Origin of the sequence: Rathayibacter sp. AY1F8, from assembly GCF_002932165.1 — a bacterium.
Classification (GTDB): domain Bacteria; phylum Actinomycetota; class Actinomycetes; order Actinomycetales; family Microbacteriaceae; genus Rathayibacter.
Genome location: NZ_PSVB01000001.1, coordinates 164,329 through 188,483, shown reverse-complemented (window position 1 = coordinate 188,483; position 24,155 = coordinate 164,329). Strand labels below are relative to the sequence as shown.

The window sequence follows — 24,155 nt, the reverse complement described above, 5'->3', positions numbered from 1 at the left end:
CGGGGGCGGCCGCGCGGGCCGCCCCCGGAGTGCTCAGCCGCAGGACGCGGCCGGGTGGGGCGCTCTCACCGTGGTCGTCACCGGCTCGCCGTCGAGGGTGGCGGTCGCGGTCACGACCACCTCGGCGGCGGGGACCGAGGCCGCCCGCGTGGTGAAGGCGTGGCTCGTCGTGGCGCCGGGTGCGAGCGCGGCGACCGTCTTCGTGCCGGAGGCGCTCTCCATCCGGAGGGCGACGGGCACGTCGTCGGCGTTGGTCGCCCGCACGGTCACGACGACCTTCCCCGCGATGCAGCGGGTCGCGGCGGCGGCGGTCACATCGAGCGACGCCTCCTTCAGCGTCCCGAGGCGGGCCAGCTGGTAGCTGAGCGCGCGCTCCGGGGCGTCGATCTGGTTCTGCGTTCCCGCGGTGCCGACCGCCTGCGCCTTCGCGAGGACCGACTGGAGGTCGGACCAGGCGTCGGCCGGGTAGTCGTCGGAGCGGAGCGTCGCCGCGTGAGCGACGGCCGCGTCGAGCTGCGAGCGGTCGAGCGCCTTCCCCTCCGAGGAGAGGGTGTCGCTCAGGAGGAACTCGTCGACGTCGACGTGGCCGCCGGCGGTCTTCGTCGCGTAGCTGAACAGCCCGAGGCGGTGGCCCATGAAGTGCGTGAGCTGACCGTCGAGGGTCTGCGGGCCGACGCGGCTGCCGAGCTTCGTCCAGCTCGTCCCGTCGAGGCTGTACGAGAAGGTCGTCCAGAGCTGTCCGGCCGGGGCCGAGAGCTCGAGGTCGGCCTTCAGGCGCACCTGCGAGGCGTCGCCGAGGGCGGCGGTGGTGCCGGGGAGGAAGGACTCCACGGCCGCCTGGTCGAACGTGGTCGCGAACGGCTGGCTGCGGTTCACGACGCCGACGGTGGTGACGCCGTCCACGCGCTTGACCGCGACGTAGGAGAAGCCGCGGTTGTAGGCCGCGAGGCCGGCGACGTCGCCGTCCTTCATCCCGGAGACGTCGAACGCCGCCTCCGCCGACTGCTTCGGAGCCACGATGCGCTGGGAGAGCGTGTTGCGCGCCTCCTCCAGGTACGTCATCTCGGGCGAGCCCGAGAGGCGCGTGTGCGCGGCCGTTCCGCTGAGCACCTTCCCGTTGGTGAGGCGGAGCCAGCCCTCGCGCTCGGTCAGCGACCAGTAGCGGTTGTCGGGGGCGTGGTTCCACTGCCAGGGGAGGGCGAGGGTCGAGCCGTTCGGCTCGATCTCGGCGGCCGTCGGGCGCTCGAGGGTGGGAGCGGCGCCGACGAGCGAGACGTCGTCGAGCAGGTACTCGGTGCTCGAGGACGCCGGCTGCGGATTGCCCCACGGCGTCTCGACGGCGAACTTCACGCTGCCGACGTTCGCGGTCTCGGGCACCGTGTAGGTCCCCGTGATCGTCGTCCACTGCCCCTGCGTGACGGCGGCGGAGGCCATCGTCACGGGTCCCGCGCCGAAGTCGGCGCAGAGGTTGAAGCGGACCGACGCGGGGCCGGTCGTGTACTTCACCTTCGCGGACACGGTGTAGGTCACGCCGCGCTGCAGCTTGTTCGCGAGCATCTGGCTCGGGCCTGAGCCGTTGAGCGTGCGGGTGCCCACGCGGAGCGCGGCGGTGCCGGACGCCGGGTCGGTCGTGTCGGCCGACAGCGTCGCGCCGAACTGGCCTGCCCACGGCGCCGTCCCCGACTCCGCTCCCGGGTTCTGGAGCAGCTGCACGCCGAGCAGCGACGCGTCGTAGGAGGGCGCGGGCGGGATCGTCCACGACTCGTCCTGGTAGGCCTTCGCCGGGGCGTCGTTGTCGAAGTCGTCCGAGACGACGATGCTCTTCTGCCGCTCGAACAGCTCCTCCTCGGGGCTGAGGCGGATCGGCTTCGGGAAGCTCCCGCCCACCGGCACCGAGCCGTTCGTCCCGAACGTCGGCCAGCCGTCCTTCCACGTCGCCGGAATGAGCCCGGGGATGCGGCCGGTCGGGAAGCTGTCGCGGAAGAACATGCCGTGCCAGGCGGTCGAGCCGTCCTCCTTCGCGATCGGCACGAGGCTCCCCTGGGCGAAGCCGCTGGAGTTCAGCACGCCCCTGCCCTCGTAGGGGTTGCTGCCGTCGGCGGTCGCGTAGCGGCCCAGCAGCTCGGAGGAGCGGAACAGCGCCACCTGGCGGCCCTGGCCCGAGGGCCACGTGATGATGACGATGTAGTACTGCCCGTCGATGTACTGCACCTGCGCGCCCTCGAAGAGGCCGCCGAGGTAGCCGGCTCCCGGGTAGTCGGAGGTGCGGAGGATGTTCGGGTACTCCGCGACGACTGTCGTCAGGTCCTCGCTCAGCTTCACGGCGCTGGTGGATCCGGAGCCGTAGAAGATGTACGGCGTGCCGCCGTCCGCGTCGTCGAAGAAGAGCGACGGGTCGTGGAAGGCGCGGCCGAGGGCCGTGCGGGTCCAGGCCCCGTCCTCGATGTCGTCGGTCGAGTAGAGGTAGGAGCCGCCGAGGTTGTTGGTGTTGAAGACCGCGTAGTAGCGGCCGTCGTGGTACCGCAGCGACGAGGCCCACTGGCCGTTGCCGTAGGAGTTCTGCCCGTTGCGGAGCGAGAAGCGGTCGCCGATCTCGAGCCGGTCGAAGACGTAGTTGACGATCTCCCAGTTGACGAGGTCGTAGGACTTCATGATCGGGGCGCCCGGGCTCAGGTGCATCGTGGTGCTGATCATGTAGTAGATGTCGCGGCCCTCGTCGTTCTCGGACGCGGGCACGCGCTCGACGCTGACGTCGGGCACGTCGGCGTTCAGCAGCGGCACGGAGTAGGTGCCGTCGCCGCGGTCCGTCGACGTGTACGAGGCCTTCGGCGACCACGCGCCGGCCGCGGTCGCCGGAGCCGCGCCGGAGGTGAGCAGGCCCGCCGCGAGGAGGGCGCCGATCGCCGTGGAGGCGACTGCGCGCATCGGGGTCATTCGAACAGCGACAGCGTCAGGACGGAGGAGTAGTCGCCGGAGGCGACGTCGGCCTCGGTCTTCAGGGTGAGGCCCGCGGACACGGTCCAGGACCCGTCCGTCGCGGTCTCCTGCGAGTCGAGCGACAGCGCGAGCAGCTCCTGGTCGAACAGGCCCACGGCGTCGGCACCCTCGTCGAGGATCGTGTCGACCGGGTCGCCCTCGGACACGAGGCCCGACTCGCCGCCGTCCACGAGGACCGGCGTCCAGCCGAGGTGGTCGGAGGAGATGTCCTCCTGGTCCGCGTCGCCGGTGAAGGCGCTCGCCGAGCCGAGGACGTACCAGCCGGCTCCGGCCGGGATCTCGTCGACGGTCCGGGTGTCCGTCACGGTCACGTCGGGCAGCTGCCCCGTGAAGGCGCGCACGGTCGGGGTGGAGCCCTCCTCGGCGAGCGTGGCGGAGGTGCCGTCGATCGACATCGAGAGGGCGCCGGGCTGCTCCAGCTCCTCGATGCTGACGTTCACGTCGACGTCGTCGGAGCCGTACTCGGTGTCGGCGGCCGCGGCCGCGGCGGCGACGCCGGACAGGAGCAGGCAGCCGGCGAGAGCTGCGCCCGAGCGGACGAGCCAGAGGGGTCGGGGGGTGCGTCGCGTGGACATGGTGTTCCTCACTCGATCGGCATCGTCGCCGATCAGGTCGAGCGCCGGACGGCGCGGAGTGGTGGCGCGGCCCGAGGCCGCGAGAGGACGGAGCGCGGCGCAGCCCGAGGGGCGTTCGGCCGCGCCTGGAGCGCAGGACGCGCGGAGAGCGGCGGACGGCTCGTGCGCGGCGGCTTCCACAGCGTGGCCACGCGAGCTCCAGCTCTCGACCCCCTCAGCACTGAGGGGAGAAAGGCTGCCCGACACTCGTCTCTCTCGACTGCTGAGCTTTCCCTCAGCTAGTCTTGCGGGCAATGTTACCGGGAACATTCCCGATTGCAAGGACGTGTTCTCAACCGTCCGGAGCAGCGCAGCGAGGCGATCACCGCGTTCCGCCGCGGCCGGGCGGGGACGGCGGGAGGGGACGAGGATGTCCGCAGGGGCGGCGACGGCGGAGGCCGAGCAGGAGGTCGTGACGACGGAGTGCGCGGAGCGCTCGGGCGTCATCGGCGTGCTCCTGGGCGACTTCGAGCCGTTCGGCACGGAGGTGCTGCAGGGAGTGGCGACGGCGCTCCGGGGGACCCGGTTCGACCTCCTCGCCGGCAGCGGGGCGAGCCGCCGGGGCCGGGCGGGCTGGGAGCAGGAGTCCCTGCGGCGCCTCACCGAGGCGCACGTAGCGGGAGCGATCCTGGTGACTCCCTCCGGCGTGATCCCCTCGTCGGACCTGCCGCTCGTCGTCGTGGATCCGCTGACCGCGCAGACCGAGCTGCATTCGGTGGCGACCGACGACTTCGGCGGAGCGCAGCTGGCGACGAGCCACCTGATCGGGCTCGGCCATCGCCGCATCGGCTTCGTCGCGGGCCGCCCCGACCTGGAGTCGTCGCACCGGCGCGGCGCGGGCTACCAGCGGGCACTCGCGGACGCCGGCCTCCCCTACGACCCCGCGCTCGTGCGGGTCGGCTACTACCGGCACGACCCCTCCCTCGCCGCCGCCCACGAGCTGCTGCTGCTGCCCGACCGCCCGACGGCGGTCCTCGCCGCGAACGACGCCTCCGCCATCGCCGTGATCGAGGCGGCCCGGGCGCTGGGCCTCTCGGTGCCGGGGCAGCTGTCGGTCGTGGGCTACGACGACGTGCCCGACGCCTCCCGGGTGGTCCCCGCGCTCACGACGGTGAGGCAGCCGCTGCACCGCGTGGGGCGCGCGGCCGCCCGGGCGCTCCTGACGCTGATCGACGGCGGGAGCGTGGCCGAGCAGCACGTGCGGCTGCGCAACAAGCTCGTGCTCCGCGGGTCGACGGCGCCTCCCGCCGAGGGCCCGCCGTCCGGCTGACTCCTCCCCCTCCCCCAGCCGGCGGGAATACGCTCGGCGCATGAACCAGCAGCGCACTCCGGTCACGGTCACGGTCACGGGAGCGGGAGGCGCCATCGGCTACGCGCTCCTGTTCCGCATCGCCTCGGGTCAGCTCCTCGGGCCGGACGTCCCCGTCCGCCTGAACCTGCTCGAGATCCCCTCCGGCCTCCGCGCGGCCGCGGGCACGGCGCTCGAGCTGCAGGACGGCGCCTTCCCCCTCCTCCGCGGGATCGAGGCGACGGACGACCCGGCCGCCGCGTTCGACGGCGCGAGCGTCGCCCTCCTCGTGGGCGCCCGGCCGCGCAGCGCGGGCATGGAGCGCGCCGACCTGCTCGCCGCGAACGCGGGCATCTTCGGGCCCCAGGGCGCCGCGCTGAACGCGCACGCCGCCTCCGACATCCGCGTGCTGGTCGTCGGCAACCCGGCCAACACCAACGCCTGGATCGCGCGGCGCAGCGCCCCGGACATCCCCGCCGGCCGCTTCACCGCGATGACGCGCCTCGACCACAACCGGGCGGTCGCGCAGCTCGCCGCGAAGCTCGACGCCCCCGTCGACGCGATCGAGGGCGTCGCGATCTGGGGCAACCACTCCGCCTCGCAGTACCCCGACGCGACGCACGCCACCGTCGGCGGACGGCCGGTGCCCGAGCTGGTCGACGCCGAGTGGCTGCACACGGAGTTCGAGCCGCGGGTCGCCAAGCGCGGCGCCGAGATCATCGAGGTCCGCGGAGCCTCCTCGGCCGCGTCCGCCGCCTCCGCCGCGATCGACCACGTGCGCGACTGGGTCGACGGCACGTCGTGGACCTCGGCCGCTGTCGAGTCGGACGGCTCCTACGGGGTGGAGGAGGGGCTGATCTCCTCGTTCCCGGTCCGCTCCGTCGACGGCGAGTGGCGGATCGTCGAGGGGCTCGAGATCGACGCGCACTCCCGCGCGCGGATCGACGAGTCCGTGCTCGAGCTGCGCGCCGAGCGCGACCAGGCGCTGGCGTTCCTCGCGTCCTGACGCGCCCCTCCCCGTCCTGTCGCCACGGGATGCCACTCCGGTACGCCTCGCGCGACGTGTCGCGTACCGGAGCGGCATCTCGAGGAGGGGCTCAGCGGCGCTTCTCCGGAGTGGGGAGGGTGCCGGAGGCGCGGGCGGCCTCGTACCAGGCGTGCGCCTCCTCCTGGCGCTCCGCCTCGGCGCCGGTCGCGATCGCCGCGCGCACGTGCTCGGGCCCGTAGCCGAACGACGCGACCAGGTCGGCGGCGTGCGGGCGGATGCGGGCGAGCAGCCGGTCGATGTAGGACGTCACCGCGACCGCTCGCTGCGACGACAGGCGCCCGTGGATGAGGTACCAGTCGAGGTGCTTCTCGATCAGGCCCAGGCCGAACAGGTCGCGGAGCCAGGTGAGGACGGTGCGCGTGCCCGCGTCCTCGACGCCGGCGAGCGCCTCCGTGAACGCCTCCCACTGCAGCAGCTCGGCGTGGGCGCGCGCCGCCTCGATGAGCTCGCTCTGGTGCGCGTTGAACAGGCGGGCCGCCTCGTCGGAGGGCAGCTTCGACGCCGGGCGCAGCCGTGAGGCGATCCCCGCGACCATGCTCTCGACGCGGCCGGTGAGCAGCTCGCGCTGGTCCTCCCGCAGCTGGCCGACCGAGCGGGCCGTCGATCCGCGATCGGCGACGACCTGGGCCAGACGGCGCAGACCCGAGTTGTCGACGGTCGCCCCCGCGACCTGCGAGGCGGCGTACCGCGCGAGCTCCGCGGGCTGGGCGCCCTTGAAGCGGCGTCCGACGTCGGTCAGCAGGCGCTTGGCGACCAGCTGGAGGAGCACGGTGTTGTCGCCCTCGAAGGTCGCGTACACGTCGAGGTCGGCGCGCAGCTGCGTGAGCCGGTTCTCCGCGAGGAAGCCCGCGCCTCCGCAGGCCTCGCGCGCCTCCTGCAGCGTGTCGAGAGCGTGCCAGGTCGAGAGCGCCTTCAGCCCCGCGGCGAGGGTCTCGAGGTCCTGCCGCGACTGCTCGGTGTCGTTCGCGCCGGAGAAGACCTCGTCGAACGCCGTCAGCAGCTTCTCGTGCGCGAAGGCGGCGGCGTAGGTGGTGGCCAGGCGCGGCAGGAGGCGGCGCTGGTGCCGCTGGTAGTCGAGCAGCACCTCCTCCCGCTCGCCGCCGCCGGTGAACTGGCGGCGCTGGTCGCCGTAGGTGACGGCGACCGTCAGCGCGATCTTCGCCGCGGCGACCGAGGCTCCGTCGAGCGAGACGCGGCCCTGCACCAGGGTGCCGAGCATGGTGAAGAAGCGGCGGCCCGGGCTCGCGATCGGCGAGGAGTAGGTGCCGTCGGCGGCGACGTCGCCGTAGCGGTTCAGCAGGTTCTCGCGCGGGACGCGGACCCCGTCGAAGTGGAGGCGGCCGTTGTCGATCCCGTTCAGACCGCCCTTGAGGCCGTCGTCCTCCCCGCCGATGCCGGGCAGGAACGCGCCCTGCTCGTCGCGGATCGGGACGAAGAAGGCGTGGACGCCGTGGTTCACCCCTTGGGTGACCAGCTGCGCGAAGACGACCGCCGCGCGCCCGTCCACCGCCGCGTTGCCGAGGTAGTCCTTCCAGGCCGCGCGGAACGGCGTCCGCAGCACGAACACGCCGTCCTCGTAGGTGGCGGTCGTGGCGATCGACGCGACGTCGGAGCCGTGCCCGGTCTCGGTCATCGCGAAGGCGCCCGGGATCTCGAGGCTCATGATCCCCGGCAGCCACTTCTCGTGGTGCGGGCGCGTGCCCAGGTGCAGGACCGCGGCGCCGAAGAGCCCCCACTGCACGCCGGACTTGATCTGCAGCGAGGGGTCGGCGGTGACCAGCTCCTCGAAGCCGGCGATGTTGCCACCGTGGTCGGCCTCGCCGCCGAGGTCGACCGGGAACGCGCGGTGCACGCCGCCCTCGGCCGCGAGCACGCGCATCTGCTCCGAGACGCGGAGGCGGTGCTCCTTCATCGGGAGGCCGTCGGTGCGGTGCAGCTCGGGGCGGGCGGTCAGGGCGCGGCTGGCGAGGCGCTGCTCGCGCCAGGCGCCGAGCAGGGTCTCGCCGAGGGCGGCGACGTCGACGGCGGGGGCGCCGTCCTCGTCCAGGCGCGCGTCGACCTCGGAGCCGAGGGAGTCCACCGGCGGCGTGGGCGCGATGGAGCCCGAGCGGGAGCGCCGGGCCCGCGTGCGTCCGGTGGCCGCCCGGTCGGCGGCGTCGGCGGCGGAGCGGGGGTGGGGAGCGGTGCTGACCATGGTGTTCGTGTCCCTTCGACCGTCTGCGGTTCGGGCCGCTCCCGGTGCGTCGTGCGCCGACGGGCGCGGCAGCGGAGGCGGTCCTCGCACGGTAGGTCGCGCGGCGGCGCGGCGGAAACGTTCCGTCGCCCGGGCACAAACGGCGCCGGGCGGAGGCGGAAGCGCGTTGTCGGAACCGACCAGGCGGAGGCGGGGCGCCTCGTCTGTGCGCTGGACGGGCTGTCCCTGCCGACGGGAGCGGAGGAGGGGGCGGCTCGTCCGTGTGCTGAACGGGCTGTCCCTACGGGCTGCTTCTGCGGAGGAGGGACGCCGCACCGGAGGCCGCCTCGCTAGTCTCTCGGCATGAGCGAGCCGCCGCTGCCTCCCCCTCCGCCCGCCCGACACCCGGCGGCCGGGCCGCCCGTGGTCGGCTCGCCCGCGTCTCTCGGGACTCCGGGTGCGCCGCCCGTGGACGTCGCGGCCGCGCCTCCCGCGCCTCCGGCCGCGCCGGGATCCGGGGTGCCGCATCGGCGCCCGGTCCGCGTCTGGGACCTGGTGCTGACGATCGTGCTGATCCTCGTGGCCTCCGCGGTGACGCTGCTGCTGTCGTTCTTCGGGCTGTTCTTCGCGATGGCCAGCGACTCGTGCGGCGGATCGAACGCCTGCGACATCGGCCTGATCGAGGGCGGGGTGGTCCTCGCCGCAGGAGGAGTGTGGGTGCCGTTCCTCGCGGCGCTGGCCGTCTCGATCGTGCTGCTGGTGCGGCGGCGCATCGCGTTCTGGGTGCCGGTGGCGGGCCTCGCGGTGTCGTTCTGCTGCACGCTGCTCGGCGGGTGGATGGCGTCGACGGGCGCGGGCGGCTGAGGGCGCTCGCCGACGCCTCGGACCGAGGACGCTCGCGTCGGTGACGAGGTGGGCACGATCGTCGACGCGGAGCCCGGAACACGATCGCCCGCGCCGGCGCCCGCCTCCGTCGCGGGTGGTGAACCGCGCGCCTCAGCGACGGATCAGTAGCTGTCCCAGCCGGGCTCCCAGTCGGGCTCGTCCGGCGGCACCCAGTCGTCCTCCGGCGGCTGAGCGGCGGACACCGGCGGACCGGACGACTCGCGGCCGAACGAGGGCTTCGCCCCTTGCGAGCGGGACGACCCGCCACGGGCGGCCGGCGCGCGGCGGGGAGCGGGAGCCTCCTCACCGGGTTCCGGGACGGCGATCTCGGGGCTCTCCCCCGCGACGACGGCGAGAACGGCCTCGCCGTAGGTGAGCAGCTTCTTCTGGCCGACGCCGCCGATGATGCTGAGCGCGTCCATCGTCGCCGGCTCGGCGGTCGCGATCTCGCGGAGGGTCGCGTCGTTGAAGACGATGTAGGCCGGGACCGCCTGCGCGCGGGCCTGCGCGGCGCGCCACTCCCGGAGCCGCTCGAACAGCGGCTGAGCCTCGCCCGACAGCTCGGCGACGGTGGACCGCCCGGAGCGGGAGGATCCGCTGGAGCGGGCCGGCTTCTCCGGCTCCTGCCGCAGCTCGACCTTCCGCTCGCCGCTGAGGACGGAGCCGGACGCGGGCGTGAGCACGAGAGTGCCGAAGCCGTCGTCGTTCACGCCGAGCAGGCCCTGCGCGAGGAGCTGGCGGGCGACTCCGCGCCACTGGGTGTCGCTGAGCTCGGCGCCGATGCCCCAGGTGGCCAGGCCGTCGTGCTGGTGCTGAGTGGTGCGCGGCGTGGTCTTGCCGCGGAGGACGTCGATGATGTGTCCGGCGCCGAACTGCTGGTTGCGCTCCCGCTTGAGGCGGACGACCGTCGACAGGAACTTCTGCGCCGCGACGGTGCCGTCCCAGGAGGCGGGCGGCTCGAGGCAGGTGTCGCAGTTGCCGCAGGCGGTGCTCTCCTGGCCGAAGTAGGCGAGCAGGTTCACCCGGCGGCACTGGACCGTCTCGGAGAGCGCGAGCATCGCGTCCAGGTGCGCGGACATCCGCCGACGGTGCGCCAGGTCTCCCGGCGACTCGTCGATCATCCGGCGCTGCTGCACCACGTCCTGCAGGCCGTAGGCGAGCCAGGCGGTGGACGGCAGTCCGTCGCGGCCGGCGCGACCCGTCTCCTGGTAGTAGCCCTCGACCGACTTGGGCAGGTCGATGTGCGCGACGAACCGCACGTCCGGCTTGTCGATCCCCATGCCGAAGGCGATGGTCGCGCAGACGATGACGCCCTCCTCGCGGAGGAACCGCGACTGGGCGGCGGCGCGCACCCGCGAGTCGAGGCCCGCGTGGTACGCGACGGCGTCGAAGCCCGCCGAGCGCAGCGCCTCGGCCGTCGCCTCGACGCTCTTGCGGGAGAGGGCGTAGACGATGCCCGCGTCGTGCGCGTGCTCGCGCCGCAGGAAGTCGATCAGCTGCTTGCGCGGCTCGACCTTGTTGACGATCCGGTACTGGATGTTCGGGCGGTCGAAGCTCGAGACGAAGTGGCGGGCGGCGCCGAGGTGCAGGCGCGAGGTGATCTCGCGGTGCGTCGCCTCGGTGGCGGTCGCGGTGAGGGCGATGCGCGGGACGTCGGGCCAGCGCTCGGCGAGCTCGCCCAGTGCGAGGTAGTCGGGGCGGAAGTCGTGGCCCCACTGGCTGACGCAGTGGGCCTCGTCGATCGCGAAGAGGGCGATCCGGCCGCGGGCGAGGAACTGCTTCATGCCCTCGTTGCCCAGGCGCTCCGGGGCGACGTAGAGCAGGTCGAGCTCGCCGTCGAGGTAGGCGCGCTCGACGCGGCTGCGCTCGCCCGCGTCCTGGGTGGAGTTGAGGAACTCGGCGCGGACGCCGTTCGCGCGGAGGGCGTCGACCTGGTCCTGCATCAGCGCGATGAGCGGGGACACGACCACGCCGGTGCCGGGGCGCACGATGGCGGGGATCTGGTAGCAGAGCGACTTGCCGCCGCCGGTGGGCATCAGGACGACGGCGTCGCCGCCTCCGATGACCTGCTCGACGATGGCCTGCTGCTCGCCGCGGAAGGAGCCGTAGCCGAAGACCTTCTCGAGGATCGCCTGCGCCTCGGAGGATCCGGATCCCGGGGCGCCGCTCGCCGCGTCGCTCCGGACGCCGCCGCGGGACTCCGCCGAGGGGTCGGCGAGCGGCGGGGCGGGGAGGGCTGTCGCGGTGGGCTCTGTCACCCGGGGAACTCTACCCGCCGCCTCCGACGCCGCCCCGGGGGTCCGGGGAACTGTGGAGAAGGGCCGCAGGGAGGGAGCTGGGGAGGCGGCTGCGGGGAGGTCGGGGGTCTTCTGCGGCGCCCGGATCAGAGGTCGGTGAGGGTGCGGGTGTCGCCGTCCCAGAAGCGGACGCCCGCGAGGCCGACGGTGAACGGCTCGCCGAGGAGGGGGACGGCGTCGCCGAGCTGCTCGGCGCGGAGGCGGCGAGAGACGCTGATGTGCGGCGTCCAGGCGTCCGGGAGCGAGGTGTCGACGCCACCCGGCACGAGGCGCGTGGCCCGATCGTGCAGAGCGTCGAGGGCGGGCGAGCGGACCACTCCCCAGGCGAGGACGAAGCGCCCGGCGTGCGGGAAGAGGAGGACGGCACCGAGGTCGGCCGTCGCCGGCAGCGGACCGAGCGCGCCCGGCTCCGGGGCGGTCAGCTCGGGCCCGGCGACCAGGGTGAGGTGCGGGCGGTTGCTGGCGGACGTGTGCAGTGCGAGGCTCGGGATGCCGGCCGCCTCGAGCGCCTCCCACTGGCTGCGGACGCGAGCCTCCGACTCCGGATCGAGGAGGACTTCGAGGCTGCGCATGTCCACATTCTGCCGCGGCTCCTGTGTGCGGGCCTTCGCAGGCGCGCGGCCACTCGCGGGCGCGCGCGGTCCTCGTCGGCTCCCGCGAGTGTGCAGGAGTCGTCGCACTCGCAAGCACGCAGGAGTTGTCGCACTCGCCCTCGACTGCGACGACTCTTGGAGACTCGACACTCGTCCACTCGAGCGACCCTCGAGTGCGCAGAAGTCATCGTGCTCGCGCTCGACTACGACGACTCTTGAGTGCTTGGCACTCGGCGCTCCCGCGAGTGTGCAGGAGTTGTCGCACTCGAGCTCGAGTGCGACAACTTTCGCGCACTCGCGGGGGCGGGGAGCGGGGCGGAGACGGGGAGCGGGCGGGCACCGCCCACCCGCGCCCCGCCACCCGCGTCAGCCGATCGTCACGAGGGCGGCGAACAGCTCCGGCGCTCGGCGGTCGACGATCCGACCGCCGACGCGGATGCCCACCAGCGCGAAGACGGTGCCCAGCACGAGGGCGGCCGCCAGTCCGATCAGGCCGAAGGCCGGGTCGCCGCCGATGAGCGAGATCGCGCCGAGGACGATCGACGGGAGCGCCAGCAGACCGGTCGCGGCCATGCTCCCCAGCATCACGACGCTCGAGATCATCCCGGAGCCCGGCGGCGTCTTCAGCGGGCTGTCCCCCGGCCCGGGCACGGGGTAGACGACGAGCGACGAGGCGACGCTCGACACTCCGAACCCGCTGAGAACGAGGGCCAGCGCCATGCCCAGCACGGCCGGGATCGCGTCGGCGCGTCCCGCGTACAGCGCGGTGCCCACCGCCACGGCGACCACCGCAGGGACGCCGATGATCGCGGCGGCGACGACGCGACCGGCGCGGTCGGCCGACCCCGTCACTCCGGAGCTGACGTGCGCCGCCCAGGCGGTGCCGTCGTACGACACGTCGGCGCAGAGGGTCACGCCGAAGATCAGGCCGACGAGCACGGCCGAGAGCAGCACGAAGGTGTCGCCCCCGCTGCCGATCGCGGAGTAGAAGACCGCGAGGACGACGACGGCGGGGATGACGAGGAGCCCGCGGCTGTAGCGCGGGTCGCGCCACCAGTAGCCGAGGGCACGCGCGGCGACGGCGCCGGTCGGGGTGCCGGGGAAGCGCCCGAACAGGCCGAGGCCCGCGGATCCGGAGGCGGAGTGCGCGCCGGACGCGGCGGGCTCCGCGAGCGCGTGCCGCAGCGCCCGGGCCCATGCCCAGACGAGGACGGCCAGCGTCGCGAGCCCGATCAGCAGGCGCGCGATCGCCGCGACCCAGTCGCCCGCGACGACGGATCCGGGGACGGCCCAGATCGCGCCGAGCGGCGACCAGCCGAGGGCGCCCGCGATCACGGGCAGGACGTCCAGGCCGTCGCGGATCACGTTGGTCAGGCCGAAGAAGAGCGGTCCGAGCAGGATGACGACGACGAGCACGACGCCGCCGATCACCTCGCGGTAGCGGCGGCTCGAGCCCAGGCCCGTGGTGAGCGCGCCGATCAGGCGGGACGCGACCACGCAGGTCGCGACGCCGATCACCGCGGCGACGAGGCCGGGCAGGATGCCGATCGGACGGCTCCACCAGGCGGCGGCGGAGGCGAGCGCCCCGAGCGTGGTCACCACGCCGGGGATGCCCGCGAGGCCCGCGGCGGCGAGCCCGAGGAGGAGGGTCCGCAGCGGGATCGGGAAGGTCGCGAGGGTGGGCAGGTCGAGGCTCTGGTCGGAGCCGGACAGGAAGATCGGCCCGAGCACCCAGCCGAGGATCAGAGCGGAGCCGCCGAGGACGATCGCGACGTTCGCGAACGCCGGGTCCGTGCCTCCGAGCGCGACCAGGCCGGCCGCGACCAGGCCGAGCACCGCGATCGCGTAGAGACCGCCGAGGATCACGCCGATCAGCTGCCACACGTTCCGCGTCAGCGAGTTGCGGAGCAGGAGCAGCCGCAGCCTCAGGAGATGCGCAACCATGCCGGTCCCTCCTGGTGGGTGCGGCCGCCGACCAGCTCGACGAAGCGCTCCTCGAGGCTGGAGCCGGCGCGGACCTCCTCGAGGGTGCCGGAGGCGAGCACGCGGCCGTCGGCGATGACGGCGACGCGGTCGCACATCCGCTCGACGAGGTCCATGGAGTGGGACGAGACGATGACCGTGCCGCCCGACGCGACGAAGCCGGTGAGGATGTCGCGGATGTTCGCCGCCGAGACCGGGTCGACCGACTCGAACGGCTCGTCGAGCACCAGGAGGCGCGGGGCGCGCACGAGCGCGCAGGCGAGCGCGATCTTCTTGGTCATGCCCGCGGAGTAGTCCACGACGAGCGTGCGGTCGGCCGGATCGAGGCCGAGCAGGGCGAGGAGGTCGTCGGTCCGCTCGACGACGACGGAGCGCTCGAGCCCGCAGAGCAGGCCGTAGTAGGTGACGAGCTGGAGACCGGTGAGGCGGTCGAACAGCTTGACGCCGTCGGCGAGGACGCCGATCAGCCGCTTCGCCTCGAGGGTGTCCTTCCAGACGTCGACCTCGTGGATCGTGACGACGCCGCTGTCGGGGCGGAGCAGGGCCGTGGCCATCGAGAGGGTCGTCGTCTTGCCCGCGCCGTTGGGGCCGACGAGCCCGAAGAAGGAGCCGGCGGGGACGTCGAGGTCGATGTCCTTCACGGCCTCCTTGTCGCCGAAGCGCTTGCGGAGGCCGCGGATCCGCAGGGCGACCTCGCCGTGGCGGCCGGAGGCCTCGGGGGCGGCCCACGCGGGGGTCGCGGAGTCGGTGAGCGCGGAGTCGGTGAGCGCGGAGTCGGTGTGCTCGGCAGCGGTGCCGTCGGCGGCGGTGCGCGCGGCGGGGCTCTCGGTGTCCGTGCCGTCCTGGGGAATGCCGGGGGGCGTCGTCCCGTCCATGTGTGTCCCTTCCGGGCCGCGGTGGGCGGCCGCTCCTCCACCCTAGGCAGGCGCTGCGGCCGGGGCATCCGTCCCGCGATGGAGTCGCGCTGAACGCGCCGGCGCGGCCCCGGTGGTCCGACGGGGCGGGGCGGGAGCACGGCCGCCTACGCTGGCCCCATGCCCACGCTCCTCCTCGTCCGGCACGGACGCACCACCGCGAACACCGCGGGGATCCTCGCCGGACGCACCGCCGGAGTGCGGCTCGACGACGTCGGACGCACGCAGGCGGCGCGCACCGGGGAGCGGCTGGCGGCGGTCGAGCTCGCGACCGTGGTGTCGAGCCCGCTCGAGCGGTGCCGGCAGACCACGCGCTTCGTCCTCGAGCGGCAGACGGGATCGCCGGCGACGGTGATCGACAAGGGCATCACCGAGTGCGACTACGGCGACTGGTCGGGGCGCTCGCTGCGGGATCTCGCGACGGAGCCGCTCTGGGCGACGGTGCAGAACCAGCCCTCCGCGGTGGTGTTCCCCGGCGGCGAGGGGATGCTCGCGATGCAGGCCCGGGCCGTGTCCGCGATCCGCCGGCACGACGCGGCGGTCACGGAGGAGCACGGGGCCGGCGCGGTGTGGGCGGCGGTCAGCCACGGAGACACGATCAAGGCGATCCTCGCGGACGCGCTCGGCATGCACCTCGACCTGTTCCAGAGGCTCAGCGTCGGACCGGCGTCGGTGTCGATCATCCGCTACGGCGCGGGGCGGCCCGAGGTCGTCGCGATGAACACGGACGCCGGGGACCTGGGCTGGCTGCGGAAGGCGGCCCCCGTGGCGGACGCCGCCGTGGGTGGCGGGGCGGGGCACGAGTAGGCGCGGGTTCGGGAGGGCCGCTTCAGGGCTCGATCGAGCGGCAGGGATGCGGGTGCTCGGCGGCGGTGGATCTCGATGCGCCCGCTCCGCGGGGGGCTCGGTCAGCAGGAGGGGCGGGCCGCTCGATCGGCAGACCGCCCGAGGCCGACGCGCGCAGCCACTGCGGAGGCGGGCGCTCGTAGACTGGGGGCATGCCTCCGATCGTGCACGGATTCGACTGGCCCGATCGCGTCGTCGTGGGGACCGTCGGCTCACCCGGCTCGCGCTCCTTCTACCTCCAGGCCAAGACCGGGCCCCGCGTGGTCAGCGTCGGCCTCGAGAAGCAGCAGTCGGCCCTCCTCGCCGAGAAGATCGACGAGATCCTCGACCAGCTGATGACCGCCCAGGGCAACCCGGTCAGCGTCCCCGCCGGCACTCCCCCGGAGCTCGTCGACAACGACCCGCTCGACCAGCCCGTGGAGCCCGAGTTCCGCGTCGGCGGGCTCAGCCTCGGCTGGGACCCGTCCACCGCGCAGATCGTGATCGAGGCCTACCCGCTGACCGAGGCGGACGACGACTCCGAGGAGGAGCCCGAGCCCACCGAGATGCTGCAGGTGAAGATCCCGGTCGGGACGGCGCGCGCCTTCGCGAAGCGCACCCTCGAGGTCGTCGGCGCCGGACGTCCGCTCTGCCCCCGCTGCGGCGAGCCGATGGATCCCGACGGGCACGACTGCCCGCTCGCATGAGCGACCCGGGCGGGCTCGACGGCGAGCTGGAGCTGGCCGGCCGGATCACGATCGCCTCGAACGCGACGTTCCTCGCGCAGCTCGGCGAGACGTCCGTCGTCTACAAGCCGATCTCGGGCGAGAAGCCGCTGTGGGACTTCCCGGACAGCGTGCTCGCGGGCCGCGAGGTCGCCGCGTACCTCGTCTCGGAGGCGCTCGGCTGGAACGTGGTGCCGCGCACGTGGCTCCGCGACGGTCCGCTCGGGCCGGGCATGGTCCAGCTCTGGCAGGACATCGATCCGGACCAGGACGCGGTCGACCTGGTGCCCGCCGACGCCGTGCCCGACGGATGGCGGCACGTCCTCGACGGCAGCGACGAGGAGGACCGGGACATCTCCCTCGTGCACGAGGACTCGACGGCGCTGCGCCGGATGGCCGTGTTCGACGTGGTCGCCAACAACGCGGACCGGAAGGGCGGGCACGTGCTCGCGCTGCCCGACGGCCACCGCTACGGCGTCGACCACGGCCTCACCTTCCACTCCGAGCACAAGCTGCGCACGGTCCTCTGGGGCTGGATCGGCGAACCGCTGCTCGAGGAGGAGCTGACGGCGCTGGCGCTCCTGCGCGCGCAGATCGACGGACCGCTCGGCGAGGCGCTCTCGGAGCTGCTCACCGAGGACGAGGTCGCCGCGTTCGCGAAGCGCTGCGAGCGGCTCGGCTCCTTCGGCCGCTTCCCGGGCCCGCGGGGCGGGATGCCCGCGGTGCCCTGGCCGCTGTTCTGAGCCGGGCGCGGTCGGAACTCGGGACGAACGCCTCCGGAGCGGCGGAGACGCGCTGATCCTCAGGCGCGGGAGCGGATCCCTCCTGCATCGTGAGCGGCTCAGAAGCTCCAGCCGCGGCCGAACAGCTCCTCGCCGGGCGTCCCGCCGCCTCCCGGACCCGCGCCGCGAGCGCCGAGGTAGGAGGAGACGACGGCCGCTCCCAGGTCCTCCGCCTCCGGGTTCACCACCGAGCCGCCGACCCGGCGGGCGAGCGAGTCGATGAAGCGCGCGAGGCCCGGGTCGTCGCCCAGGCGGAAGAACGTGGTGTGCGCGCCGAGGCGGAGCGACGCGTCGAGCTCGCGGACCGAGACGGCGACCGTCAGCGGGTCCGGCGGGTAGTCGAAGAAGACGCCGCCGTCGGGCTCGAGGTGCGCGGTCGGCTCGCCGTCGGTGACGATGAGCAGCACCGGCTGCGCGTTCGGGTGCTTGCGGAAGTGGCGGTTGGCCAGCAGCAGCGCGTGGTGCAGGTTCGTGCCCTTGTCCCACTCCGCGTCCAGGCCCACCAGCTGCTCGACGTCCATCACCTCGGCGCGTCGGCCGAAGGCGACGAGCTGCAGCGCGTCTCCGCGGAACCGGCTGCTGATCAGGGTGTGCAGGGCGAGCGCGGTGCGCTTCATCGGCACCCAGCGGCCGTCCATCGCCATCGAGAACGAGGTGTCGACGAGGAGCGCGACACAGGCCTGCGTGCGCGCCTCCGTCTCCTGCACCTCGACGTCGTCGATCAGGATGCGCACCCCCGAGCCGACCGGTCGGCCCTCGCCGGCGCTGCGGGTGAGGGCGTTGGTCACCGTGCGGGGGATGTCCCAGGCCTCGGTGTCGCCGAACTCCCACGAGCGCGTCGCTCCGGAGCGCTCGCCCGCCGCGCCCGCGCGCCGGACGTCGCGGGCGCCCTGACGGCCGGAGACGGTCTCGGCGATGTCGCGCAGGAGCGCTTTGCCGAGCTGGCGCATGGCCTTCGGGCTGAGGGCGAGGCGGCCGTCGGAGCCGCGGCGCAAAGTCCCGGAGTCGCGCAGGGCCCGCTCCAGGCGCTTCAGCGTCTGCGCGTCGACGGAGGCGTCCTCGCCGAGGCGCTTCGCCAGCAGGTCGAGGTCGAGGTCGTCGAGGGAGGAGCGGTCCGTCTGCGCGAGCTGGTCGGCGAGGGCGTCGAGGTCGGCCAGCTCCTGGAACACGCCCGTCCCGTCGCCGAGGCCGAGCCCCTGCTCGCCGTCCATCCGCTCGGAGCCGCCCCAGTCCTCGCCGGGACGGAGCCCCCGCAGGGTCTCGTCGAGGCGGCCGAGGGACTGCATGAGCTCCGGCGTGCCGAAGGCCTCCTGGGCTAGGGCGTCGAGCTCGGCGCGCTGCTCGGCGGTCATCGAGTTGCGCATCCGCTGGGCCGCGGCCGCGCGGGCGGCGAGCGCGTCGATCAGCTCGTCCACCGACTCCGGGCCCTCGTGGAAGTACTCGCCGTGCTGCTCCATGAAGGCGTCGAACTGCTCGGGGGTGTCCTCCCCGCGCGCGTGCGCCTCGAGCAGCTCGTTCAGGTCGCGGAGCATCGCGTCGATCGCGGCGCGGTCCTCGTCGCTCGCGTTCTCGAGGGCCTGCTTCATCCCCTCGAAGCGCTGATCGAGCATCTCGCGGCCCAGGAGCTCGCGGATCCGCTCGAAGTCGGCGCGCGCCTCGGGGCTCTGCCAGCGGTAGTCGCGGAGCTCCGAGACGGCCGCGGCCGGCGAGGGCGGGAGGCTGTCGAGCTGGATCTCTGCGAGCGCGCGGTCGCCGTCGTCCATCTGCGTGTCGCGGGCGAGCTGCTTGCGCTCGGCGAGGACGGCCCTGTCGAGGAGCTCGCGGATCTCGCGGAGCGTGCCGTCGAGGTTGTTCCTCTGCGTGAGCTCGCGACGCCGCTCGGCGACGCGGGCGGCCAGGTCGTCCAGGCCCTCGCGGTCGCGGGTGCCCCGGCGGAGGAACTCGCGCAGGGCGCGCTCGGGCGAGGTGCCGCCCATCACGTCCTCGCCGATCGCGTCGAGGGCCTCCTTCAGGTCGACCGGAGGAGCGAGCGGATCGGGTCCCCCGTCGTACTTCGCGTAGCGCGCGTCGCGCTTCAGCCGCCGGTTGCCGCGCGGAGCATCAGCCATAGACGGCCTCGCCCCCGCCCGTCTCCTTGCTCAGCTTGCGCGAGAGGTAGAGGCCCTCGAGGGCGAGCTCGACCGCTCCGGCGCGGCGCCCCTCCCCCACGGCGTCGAGGCGCTCGGCGACCTCGTCGTACACGCGGGCCTCGCCCAGCAGCGGAAGGCCGGCCAGGAACTCGCGGGCGGTCACCTGCTCGCCGGTCGTGATCATCGCGCCGTTCTCGACCGCCTCGACGAGCGGCCCGAGGTCGACGCCGCGCAGGTGGGCGCGGACGGTCTCGGCGGTGGCCTGACGGAGCAGGTGGTCGAGGATCTCGTCCTCGCGGCCCTCCTCCCCCGACTCGAACTCGATCTTGCCGCCGAGCACGTCGACGGCGGTCTCGAGGTCGATGGGGCGGGCGACCGCCTCCTCCTCGCCGCGGCGGGTGGCGCGGTGCAGGGCGGCGGCGGCGATGGTCTCGGCGCCGGCGATGGCGAAGCGGGCGCTGACACCGCTGCGCTGATCGACGGAGCTCGACTCGCGCAGGGCCCGCGTGAAGCGGGCGAGGATCTCGATGAGCGCATCGGGCACGGTCGCGACGAGGTCCGCCTCCTGCCGGATGACGGCGACCTCGTCGACGAGAGCCGTCGGGTAGTGGGTGCGGATCTCGGCGCCGAAGCGGTCCTTCAGCGGCGTGATGATCCGGCCGCGGTTCGTGTAGTCCTCCGGGTTCGCGCTCGCGACGACGAGGACGTCGAGGGGGAGGCGGAGGACGTAGCCGCGGATCTGGATGTCGCGCTCCTCCATCACGTTGAGCATGGCGACCTGGATCCGCTCGGCCAGGTCCGGCAGCTCGTTGATCGCGACGATGCCGCGGTGGCTGCGCGGGATGAGGCCGAAGTGGATGGTCTCCGGGTCGCCCAGGCTGCGGCCCTCGGCCACCTTCATCGGGTCGACGTCGCCGATGAGGTCGGCGACGCTGGTGTCGGGGGTGGCCAGCTTCTCGACGTAGCGCTCCTCGCGGGGCTTCCACGCGACGGGCAGGTCCTCGCCGAGCTCCTCCGCGCGGCGGCGGCTCTCCGTGGTGATCGGCTCGTAGGGGTGCTCGCCGAGCTCGGACCCCTCGATGACGGGCGTCCACTCGTCGAGCAGGCCGACGAGGGTGCGCAGGAGGCGGGTCTTGCCCTGGCCTCGCTCGCCCAGCAGGACGATGTCGTGGCCGGCGATGACGGCGCGCTCGACCTGCGGGATGACCGTCTCGGCGAAGCCGTGCAGGCCCGGCCAGGGGTCGCGGCCCTCGCGCAGGGCGTCGAGCAGGTTGTCGCGGATCTCGGTGCGGAGGCTCTTCTGCACGTGCCCGGAGGCACGGAGCTGGCCGAGGGTCTGGGTCGTCGGGCGCATCACCTCGGCAACGCTACGCCGCAGGTCCGACACGTGGTGGAGGTGCGGCGGATTCGCGGCGCGGGCTTGCGCGGGGGGCGCTTCGAGACACCGCTGCGCTCGAGGGACACCACTGCTGAGGCGGTGTCCCGGCGGGCAGCGCGGCGCCTCGGCGGTGCGGGCGGGCGCGGCGCCGCGGACGGCTCAGCGCTCGAGGCGAGGGGCGGCGGCGAGCAGGCGGCGCGTGTACTCCTCCTGCGGTGCGGCGAGGAGCGACGCGGCCGGCCCCGCCTCGACGATCCGGCCCTCGCGCATCACCGCGATGCGATCGCTCATGTGCGCGATCACGCCGAGGTCGTGCGAGATGAGGAGGAGGGCGAGGCCGTGACGTCGCTGCAGGTCGTCGAGCAGGTCGAGGATCTGCGCCTGCACCGACACGTCGAGGGCCGAGACGGGCTCGTCGCAGATCAGCACGTCGGGGCGCGTCGCCAGCGCCCGGGCGATCGAGACGCGCTGGCGCTGACCGCCGGAGAGGGTCCGCGGCGAGCGCCGCTCCAGGGCGGGGTCGAGCCCCACGCTCTCGAGCAGCGCGGGCACGGAGGCTGCGCCGGCGTCGCGGAGGAGGCGGCCGACGCTCCAGCGCGGGTCGAACGAGGAGAGGCTGTCCTGGTAGACGGCGCCGATCCGCGGGCGGCGGGGACGGCGGGAGCGCTCGGTCGCTGCCGACCACGGCTCGCCGAACAGCTCGACGGCGCCCGCGTCCGGACGCCGCAGCGCCAGCACGAGCCGGGCCACCGTGCTCTTGCCCGACCCGGACTCGCCGACGAGCCCCACGGTCTCGCCGCGCCGCAGCCGGAGGTCGACGTCGTCGACCGCGACCCGCACTCCTCCGCCGGGCAGCGGGAAGCGGGCGGCGAGTCCGCGGGCCGCGACCACGACCTCGCCGGGGGTCTCGGGCGGGGTCGCCGGTGCGGTCGGGTCGGTGAGCCGGGAGCCGCGCGGGCGCCCGGCGGGGACAGCGGCCACGAGCGCGCGGGCCTCGGGGCTGCGGGGCGCGCGCAGCACCTCGGCCGCGGTCCCCTCCTCCACCACGCGGCCGTCGGCGAGCACGAGGATGCGGTCCGCGAGGCCCGCCACCACCGCGAGGTCGTGCGAGACCAGGACGAGCGCCCGGCCGCGCGCCTTCTGCTCGGCGAAGAGCTCGAGCACGCGGGCCTGGACGGTGACGTCGAGCGCGGTGGTCGGCTCGTCGGCGACGAGCAGCGGCGGATCGAGTGCCACGGCCGCCGCGAGGAGGGCGCGCTGGCGGAGCCCGCCGGAGAGGTCGCCGGAGCGCTCCCGCATCCGCTCGGCCGGCTCCGGCATGCCGACGCTCGCCAGGGCCTCGACCGTCCGCTGCGCGCGCTCGGCCGCGGGGAGGCGGCCGTGGAGGCGGAGCACGTCGCCGATCTCGCGGCCGATCGGGCGCAGCGGGTCGAGCGAGAGCAGCGCGTCCTGCGGGACGAAGCCGACGGATCCGCCGCGCAGCCGCCGCAGCTCCCGCTCGCCCGCTCCGACCACCTCGGTCCCGCCGACGCGGACGCTCCCGGTCACGGCGCCTCCGCTCAGCCCCAGCAGCGCTCGCGCGGTGACGCTCTTGCCCGACCCGGACTCGCCGACGATCGCGACGCACTCCCCCGGCTCCACGCGGAACGAGACCCCGTGCACCACCTCGACTCCGTCGAAGGCGACCCGGAGCCCCTCGACGACGACCGCGCTCACCGCGCACCCCGCAGACGCCCGCCGAGGACCGTCGTCGCGATCGTGGTCAGCACGATCGCCAGCCCCGGGAACACGGTCAGCCACCACGCGCTCGCGAGGTAGGTGCGGCCCGCCGAGAGCATCGCGCCCCACTCCGGCGCGGGCGGCTCGGCGCCCAGGCCCAGGTAGCTGAGGGCCGAGGCCCAGACGATCGCCTGGCCGACGCCGAGGGTCGCCAGCACGGCGAGCGGCCCGAAGGTGTTGGGGAGGACGTGCCGGACGAGGATGCGGACGGGTCCGTGCCCCAGCACGCGCGCCGCCTCGACGTAGCCGGAGTCGCGGATGCCGAGCAGCTGCGTGCGCAGGATGCGGGCGTACCCCGGCGCGGTCGAGAGGCCGACCGCGATGGTGGCGGGGACGACTCCGGGACCCGTGACCACGATCACGAGCAGCGCGAGCAGGAGCGCGGGGAAGGCGAAGAGCACCTCGAGCACGCGGCCGATCACGCCGTCGACGACGCGGCCGCCGAACGCCGCGACCACCCCGAGCACCGCGCCGAGGACGAGGCCGATCACGGTGGCGCTGGCGCCGATCAGGAGGGACGCGCCCGCCCCTGCGATGAGGCGGCTGAGGACGTCGCGACCGGACTCGTCGGTGCCGAGCAGGTGCGCGGCACCCGGTGGGGTGAAGGCGTCGCGCGGGGCGACGGCGAGCGGATCGGAGGGGGCGAGCAGCCCGGGCGCGACGGCGGCGAGCAGGAGCAGCACGACGAAGACCACGGCCAGCACCTCGCCGGCGCGGAGGCGGGAGGCACCCCGGCGGAGCGGGCGGGCGGCGCGCAGCTCGAGCTCGCTCACGCGACCGCCTCCCGCCGGGCCAGCCGCGGGTCGATCACGCGGGTCAGCAGATCGGTGGCGAGCGTCACGACGATGTACGCCAGCGCCGTGACCAGCACGACACCCGTCACCACCGGCACGTCACGGACGGTCACCGCCGCGAGCAGAGTCCGGCCGAGCCCCGGCCTCGCGAAGATCGTCTCGACCACCACGGCCCCGCCGATCAGGTAGCCGAACGCCCAACCCGAGAGCGAGACCCCTGGCAGCACCGCGTGGCGCAGCGCGTGGCGGGCGCGGACGCCGAGCTCGCCCTCGCCGCGCGCCCGAGCGGCGAGCACGAACGGCGACTCCAGCGCGTCGAGGAGGGAGCGGCGCATCACCTGGCCGAGGAAGCCCGCCAGCGGGATCGCGAGGGTGAGCGTCGGCAGCACCAGCCCGGCGGGCGACCCTGTGCTGACCGGGGGCAGCCAGCGCAGCGCGGTCGCGAAGACGGCGATCAGCACGGTCGCCAGCCAGAAGTGCGGGAGCGCGGCCGCCGTGAGCTCGAGGCCGGACCCGACCGCGGCGGCGAGGCGTCCGCCCCGGGTCGACCAGAGGGCGGTCGCCAGCGCCAGGATCCATGCGGCGGTGAGCGCGAGCACGGCGAGCAGGAGGGTGCCGGGCAGCTGCTCCCCGAGGATCTGCGCGACGGGAGTGCGCAGGGAGTAGGAGGTGCCGAGGTCGCCGCGCGCGAGCCTGCCGAGCTGCACCAGGTACTGCACGAGGAGCGGCTGGTCGAGGCCGTACTGCTCCCGCACCGCGGCGAGCGCCTCGGGCGACGCCTGCGAGCCCGGACCGCCGAGGATCGCCTGCGCCGGATCGCCGGGGACGAGGCGGATGAGGACGAAGACGGCGGTCGCGACGGCCCACAGCACCACGAGGGCGCCGCCGAGGCGGAGGAGCGCGCGGCGGATCATGCGGGCGGGCGTCCTCTCTGGTCGGGGCGATGGAGGG

Annotated in this window: 18 protein-coding genes; 6 read left to right on the top strand and 12 right to left on the bottom strand. The window is 74.2% G+C overall.

The genetic code is table 11. The features are described from left to right. Positions 1 to 33: 33 nt before the first annotated feature. Together C5C35_RS00860 and C5C35_RS00855 are read right to left on the bottom strand one after the other, a co-directional pair. Positions 34 to 2,925, bottom strand: a complete 2,892-nt coding sequence (locus C5C35_RS00860; protein WP_258066337.1) for a family 43 glycosylhydrolase — start codon at positions 2,923 to 2,925, stop codon at positions 34 to 36. Positions 2,926 to 2,930: 5 nt separating this feature from the next. Further along, a complete protein-coding gene (locus tag C5C35_RS00855) occupies positions 2,931 to 3,572 on the bottom strand; it encodes a hypothetical protein (RefSeq protein WP_104262408.1) in 642 nt (213 codons plus the stop codon). Positions 3,573 to 3,981: 409 nt separating this feature from the next. On the opposite strand from C5C35_RS00855, the gene C5C35_RS00850 reads away from it, so the two are divergent. Both C5C35_RS00850 and C5C35_RS00845 read left to right on the top strand, forming a co-directional pair. Continuing rightward, positions 3,982 to 4,881 carry a LacI family DNA-binding transcriptional regulator gene (locus C5C35_RS00850; RefSeq protein WP_104226034.1) on the top strand — a complete coding sequence of 300 codons (900 nt, stop codon included), beginning with the start codon at positions 3,982 to 3,984 and terminating at the stop codon, positions 4,879 to 4,881. Between the two features lie 40 nt (positions 4,882 to 4,921). Further along, on the top strand, positions 4,922 to 5,905 hold the full coding sequence (locus C5C35_RS00845; protein WP_104226035.1) for a malate dehydrogenase: 984 nt from the start codon (positions 4,922 to 4,924) through the stop codon (positions 5,903 to 5,905). Between the two features lie 91 nt (positions 5,906 to 5,996). On the opposite strand, the gene C5C35_RS00840 is transcribed toward C5C35_RS00845, so the two are convergent. Then, positions 5,997 to 8,141, bottom strand: coding sequence for an acyl-CoA dehydrogenase (locus tag C5C35_RS00840; RefSeq protein ID WP_104262325.1), 2,145 nt, complete (start codon positions 8,139 to 8,141; stop codon positions 5,997 to 5,999). A gap of 342 nt (positions 8,142 to 8,483) precedes the next feature. Here C5C35_RS00840 and C5C35_RS00835 point away from each other — a divergent pair, with 342 nt between their 5' ends. Continuing rightward, entirely contained in the window at positions 8,484 to 8,984 is a 501-nt protein-coding gene (locus tag C5C35_RS00835) for a DUF6264 family protein (RefSeq protein ID WP_219814130.1), read from the top strand. Positions 8,985 to 9,127: 143 nt separating this feature from the next. On the opposite strand, the gene recQ is transcribed toward C5C35_RS00835, so the two are convergent. The 4 genes from recQ to C5C35_RS00820 all read right to left on the bottom strand — a co-directional run bounded on the left by recQ (position 9,128) and on the right by C5C35_RS00820 (position 14,753). After that, complete coding sequence (gene recQ / locus C5C35_RS00830) at positions 9,128 to 11,263, bottom strand: DNA helicase RecQ (protein WP_181132675.1); 2,136 nt, start codon at positions 11,261 to 11,263, stop codon at positions 9,128 to 9,130. A gap of 125 nt (positions 11,264 to 11,388) precedes the next feature. Continuing rightward, complete coding sequence (locus C5C35_RS16840) at positions 11,389 to 11,874, bottom strand: 2'-5' RNA ligase family protein (RefSeq protein WP_104226039.1); 486 nt, start codon at positions 11,872 to 11,874, stop codon at positions 11,389 to 11,391. A gap of 387 nt (positions 11,875 to 12,261) precedes the next feature. Then, on the bottom strand, positions 12,262 to 13,839 hold the full coding sequence (locus C5C35_RS00825; protein WP_104262323.1) for a transporter: 1,578 nt from the start codon (positions 13,837 to 13,839) through the stop codon (positions 12,262 to 12,264). Continuing rightward, positions 13,821 to 14,753, bottom strand: a complete 933-nt coding sequence (locus C5C35_RS00820) for an ABC transporter ATP-binding protein (protein WP_104226041.1) — start codon at positions 14,751 to 14,753, stop codon at positions 13,821 to 13,823. The genes C5C35_RS00825 and C5C35_RS00820 overlap by 19 nt, the downstream gene beginning before the upstream one ends. Before the next feature lie 159 nt (positions 14,754 to 14,912). Here C5C35_RS00820 and C5C35_RS00815 point away from each other — a divergent pair, with 159 nt between their 5' ends. From C5C35_RS00815 to C5C35_RS00805, 3 genes are all read left to right on the top strand, one after another. Next, positions 14,913 to 15,599 carry a histidine phosphatase family protein gene (locus tag C5C35_RS00815; RefSeq protein ID WP_104262322.1) on the top strand — a complete coding sequence of 229 codons (687 nt, stop codon included), beginning with the start codon at positions 14,913 to 14,915 and terminating at the stop codon, positions 15,597 to 15,599. A gap of 191 nt (positions 15,600 to 15,790) precedes the next feature. Beyond that, entirely contained in the window at positions 15,791 to 16,324 is a 534-nt protein-coding gene (locus tag C5C35_RS00810) for a DUF3090 domain-containing protein (RefSeq protein ID WP_104262321.1), read from the top strand. Beyond that, entirely contained in the window at positions 16,321 to 17,085 is a 765-nt protein-coding gene (locus tag C5C35_RS00805; protein WP_104262320.1) for an SCO1664 family protein, read from the top strand. The genes C5C35_RS00810 and C5C35_RS00805 overlap by 4 nt, the downstream gene beginning before the upstream one ends. A 98-nt stretch (positions 17,086 to 17,183) precedes the next feature. Here C5C35_RS00805 and C5C35_RS00800 read toward each other — a convergent pair whose 3' ends face one another. From C5C35_RS00800 to C5C35_RS00780, 5 genes are all read right to left on the bottom strand, one after another. After that, a complete protein-coding gene (locus C5C35_RS00800; protein WP_104262319.1) occupies positions 17,184 to 19,232 on the bottom strand; it encodes a VWA domain-containing protein in 2,049 nt (682 codons plus the stop codon). Then, the gene (locus C5C35_RS00795; protein ID WP_104262318.1) at positions 19,225 to 20,607 is read right to left on the bottom strand and encodes a magnesium chelatase; all 1,383 of its coding nucleotides are present in this window, start codon (positions 20,605 to 20,607) and stop codon (positions 19,225 to 19,227) included. Before C5C35_RS00795 ends, C5C35_RS00800 begins: the two co-directional genes overlap by 8 nt. A 183-nt stretch (positions 20,608 to 20,790) precedes the next feature. Beyond that, positions 20,791 to 22,347: an ABC transporter ATP-binding protein gene (locus C5C35_RS00790; protein ID WP_104238832.1), complete on the bottom strand. Its 1,557-nt coding sequence runs from the start codon at positions 22,345 to 22,347 to the stop codon at positions 20,791 to 20,793. Beyond that, entirely contained in the window at positions 22,344 to 23,183 is an 840-nt protein-coding gene (locus C5C35_RS00785; protein WP_104262317.1) for an ABC transporter permease, read from the bottom strand. The genes C5C35_RS00790 and C5C35_RS00785 overlap by 4 nt, the downstream gene beginning before the upstream one ends. Beyond that, the gene (locus tag C5C35_RS00780) at positions 23,180 to 24,118 is read right to left on the bottom strand and encodes an ABC transporter permease (RefSeq protein ID WP_104262316.1); all 939 of its coding nucleotides are present in this window, start codon (positions 24,116 to 24,118) and stop codon (positions 23,180 to 23,182) included. The genes C5C35_RS00785 and C5C35_RS00780 overlap by 4 nt, the downstream gene beginning before the upstream one ends. Positions 24,119 to 24,155: the final 37 nt, after the last annotated feature.

Coding starts and splice junctions, on each gene's coding strand:
- C5C35_RS16840 (WP_104226039.1), bottom strand. CDS start 11,874: ATGCGCAGCCTCGAAGTCCTCCTCGATCCGGAGTCGGAGGCTCGCGTC.
- C5C35_RS00860 (WP_258066337.1), bottom strand. CDS start 2,925: ATGCGCGCAGTCGCCTCCACGGCGATCGGCGCCCTCCTCGCGGCGGGC.
- C5C35_RS00855 (WP_104262408.1), bottom strand. CDS start 3,572: ATGTCCACGCGACGCACCCCCCGACCCCTCTGGCTCGTCCGCTCGGGC.
- C5C35_RS00850 (WP_104226034.1), top strand. CDS start 3,982: ATGTCCGCAGGGGCGGCGACGGCGGAGGCCGAGCAGGAGGTCGTGACG.
- C5C35_RS00800 (WP_104262319.1), bottom strand. CDS start 19,232: ATGGCTGATGCTCCGCGCGGCAACCGGCGGCTGAAGCGCGACGCGCGC.
- C5C35_RS00810 (WP_104262321.1), top strand. CDS start 15,791: ATGCCTCCGATCGTGCACGGATTCGACTGGCCCGATCGCGTCGTCGTG.
- C5C35_RS00845 (WP_104226035.1), top strand. CDS start 4,922: ATGAACCAGCAGCGCACTCCGGTCACGGTCACGGTCACGGGAGCGGGA.
- C5C35_RS00795 (WP_104262318.1), bottom strand. CDS start 20,607: ATGCGCCCGACGACCCAGACCCTCGGCCAGCTCCGTGCCTCCGGGCAC.
- C5C35_RS00840 (WP_104262325.1), bottom strand. CDS start 8,141: ATGGTCAGCACCGCTCCCCACCCCCGCTCCGCCGCCGACGCCGCCGAC.
- C5C35_RS00835 (WP_219814130.1), top strand. CDS start 8,484: ATGAGCGAGCCGCCGCTGCCTCCCCCTCCGCCCGCCCGACACCCGGCG.
- C5C35_RS00780 (WP_104262316.1), bottom strand. CDS start 24,118: ATGATCCGCCGCGCGCTCCTCCGCCTCGGCGGCGCCCTCGTGGTGCTG.
- C5C35_RS00825 (WP_104262323.1), bottom strand. CDS start 13,839: ATGGTTGCGCATCTCCTGAGGCTGCGGCTGCTCCTGCTCCGCAACTCG.
- C5C35_RS00815 (WP_104262322.1), top strand. CDS start 14,913: ATGCCCACGCTCCTCCTCGTCCGGCACGGACGCACCACCGCGAACACC.
- C5C35_RS00820 (WP_104226041.1), bottom strand. CDS start 14,753: ATGGACGGGACGACGCCCCCCGGCATTCCCCAGGACGGCACGGACACC.
- C5C35_RS00805 (WP_104262320.1), top strand. CDS start 16,321: ATGAGCGACCCGGGCGGGCTCGACGGCGAGCTGGAGCTGGCCGGCCGG.